Source organism: Achromobacter sp. UBA5777 (assembly GCF_002418565.1).
In the GTDB taxonomy this organism is placed as follows: Bacteria; Pseudomonadota; Gammaproteobacteria; order Burkholderiales; family Burkholderiaceae_B; genus Achromobacter; species Achromobacter animicus.
Genome location: NZ_DIEJ01000017.1, coordinates 1 through 2666 on the forward strand (window position 1 = coordinate 1; position 2666 = coordinate 2666).

The following is a 2666-nucleotide window of genomic DNA, read 5'->3' on the forward strand; positions in this document are numbered from 1 at the left end:
GAAGAACAGCGGCTCGGCGCCCTGCACCAGGATGTCGTTGACGCTCATGGCGACCAGGTCGATGCCGACCGTGTCGTGGCGGTTCCAGTCGAACGCCAGGCGCAGCTTGGTGCCCACGCCGTCGGTGCCGGAAACCAGCACCGGCTCCTTGTAGGTCTTGGGCACTTCGAACAGGCCGCCAAAGCCGCCGATACCGGCCAGCACCCCGGGACGCATGGTGCGCGCGGCAAGGGGTTTGATTCGGTCGACCAGGGCGTCGCCTGCGTCGATGTCGACACCGGCGTCGCGGTAGGTCAGGGGGGCTTTAGGTTGGTTCGTCATGAGAAATGCCGTGGGGTATGTAACAATTGCTGGGATTTTGGTGGAACGCCCTGCATTTTACGATGACGCGGGCACGGACAGGCGCGTAAGGCGCAAACCCACGCCACGCCAAGCGTTCCGACGCGACATCAGCGGCCCAGGTGGTTTAAAGTGTAGGGTTGGCCGGTATTGATTTTGCCAGTTTCTACATGGCCCTTGCATCACCGATTTTTTTGGCTTCTTTTCCTGGCTTTTTGTGGCGCCCCGAATTGGCTATTCCGGCGCCTTTGAAAATGGCTCTTCCGGCGCCCCTGAAAATGGCTATTCCAGCGCCTCTGAAAAGCCCGATTGCTAACTCTCATGAACCGCCAGCTGCTGCTTGACGTTCTCCCCGCGCCAGCGCCATCGCTGAACAACTACATCGCCGGCCCCAACGGAGAAGCGGTGGCGGCCGTGCGTGCGCTCAAGCCCGGACGGGCCCTGTACATCTGGGGCGCCGCAGGCTGCGGCCGCACCCACCTCTTGCGCGCGCTGACCGCGCGGCCCGATGCCGTCTACGTCGACCCAGCCAACGGCGAAAACATGCTGCGCCGCCTGGCCGAGGCCGATTCCAAATCGCCCATGCCCAAGTTCGTGGCGGTCGACGACGTGCACCGCATGGACGACAGCCGCCAGGCCGCCTTGTTTGCGCTGTATAACCGGTGGCGCGAATCCGCCGCCACGCAGCGCGCCTTTGCGCTGGCGCTGGCCGGCGACCGCGCGCCGCTGTCGATGCCACTGCGCGAAGACCTGCGCACGCGCCTGGGCTGGGACCTGGTGTTCCGCCTGGACCCGTTGTCCGACGCCGACAAGCTGGCCGCGCTATCGGCGCAGGCCGCCGAGCGCGGGCTGCATCTGGCGCCCGAAATCATCAACTGGATGCTCACGCACCACGAACGCGACATCCGCAAGCTTGCCGCGTTGCTCGACGCGCTGGACCGTTATTCATTGGCCACCGGCCGCCCCATCACCCTCCCCCTGCTGCGCGCCATGCTCGCAGATCCTGATTCACAACGCACATGACCACCCGACGTCTCGCCCTGTTCGACCTGGATCACACCTTGCTGCCGCTCGACAGCGACTACCAATGGGCCGACTATCTGGCGCGCACGGGCCGCGCGGGCGATCCCGTCGAAGCCCGCCGCCTGAATGACGATCTGATGGACCGCTACAACCGCGGCGAACTCACGGCCGAACAGGCCGCGGAATTCATGCTGGGCCTGCTGGCCGCGCATTCGCCGTACGACCTGGCCGCCTGGCACGAAACCTTCATGGGCGAAGTCATCCGCCCGTCCATCACGCCGGCTGCCCGCGACCTCGTCGACAGCCACCTCGAAGCCGGCGACCTCTGCGCCATCGTCACGGCCACCAACAGCTTCGTCACTGCCCCGATCGCCCGCGCCTTCGGCGTGCCCCACCTGGTCGCGACCGACGCCGAGTACCTGCGCGGCCGCTACACCGGCCGCATCCTGGGCACGCCCAGCTTCAAGGAAGGCAAGGTCGTGCGCGTCAACGACTGGCTGGCCGGCATGGGCCTGGGGCTTGCGGATTTCTCCGAATCGTTTTTCTATAGCGATTCGGTCAATGATGTGCCGCTGCTCGAAAAAGTGACCCGTCCGATTGCCGCCAACCCCAGCCCCACCCTGCGCGCCATTGCGCAGGAGCGCGGCTGGCAAGTGATCGACCTGTTCGACCACATGGAAGATTCGAAGTCCTAAATGATCACTGAAACCATAAGAAAATTCGTCGGCCGGCTCTTCGCGCCGACACCCAAGGGGCCGTTGCGCATCGGGCGCGACAAGCACGGCATCGACCGCCGCAACGTGTCGCGCCACGCCATCAAGGTGTGCGAGGTGCTGCGCCAGCATGGGTACGAAGCCTACATCGTCGGCGGCGCGGTACGCGACCTCATCGTCGGGCTGGAGCCCAAGGACTTCGACGTGGCCACCAATGCCACGCCCGAACAGATCCGCCCGCTGTTCCGCCGCGCGCGCATCATCGGCCGCCGCTTCCAGCTGGTGCACGTCGTGTTCGGCCAGGAAATCATCGAAACCTCCACCTTCCGCGCGCCCGCCTCGGAAGACCAGGAGACCGACGAGCACGGCCGCATCCTGCGCGACAACGTCTTCGGTTCGCAGGAAGAAGACGCCAAGCGCCGCGACTTCACCATGAACGCGCTGTACTACGACCCGCACAACGAGGAAGTCATCGACTACCACGACGGCGTGGCCGACCTGAAGAAGCGCCAGATCCGCATCATCGGCGACCCCGTCAAGCGCTACCGCGAAGACCCGGTCCGCATGCTGCGCGCGGTGCGCTTCGCCGCC

4 protein-coding genes are annotated in these 2666 nt (G+C 65.3%); 3 read left to right on the plus strand and 1 reads right to left on the minus strand.

The window, feature by feature from the left end; all coding sequences use genetic code 11:
- On the minus strand, positions 1 to 321 hold a 321-nt coding region (locus tag B3446_RS00890), incomplete at its 3' end, for an AIR synthase related protein (protein WP_349680012.1).
- A gap of 339 nt (positions 322 to 660) precedes the next feature.
- Here B3446_RS00890 and hda point away from each other — a divergent pair.
- The 3 genes from hda to pcnB all read left to right on the plus strand — a co-directional run.
- Complete coding sequence (hda, locus tag B3446_RS00895) at positions 661 to 1362, plus strand: DnaA regulatory inactivator Hda (RefSeq protein WP_105237474.1); 702 nt, start codon at positions 661 to 663, stop codon at positions 1360 to 1362.
- Entirely contained in the window at positions 1359 to 2057 is a 699-nt protein-coding gene (locus tag B3446_RS00900; protein ID WP_056569045.1) for an HAD family hydrolase, read from the plus strand. Before hda ends, B3446_RS00900 begins: the two co-directional genes overlap by 4 nt.
- On the plus strand, positions 2058 to 2666 hold a 609-nt coding region (pcnB, locus tag B3446_RS00905), incomplete at its 3' end, for a polynucleotide adenylyltransferase PcnB (protein ID WP_291376682.1).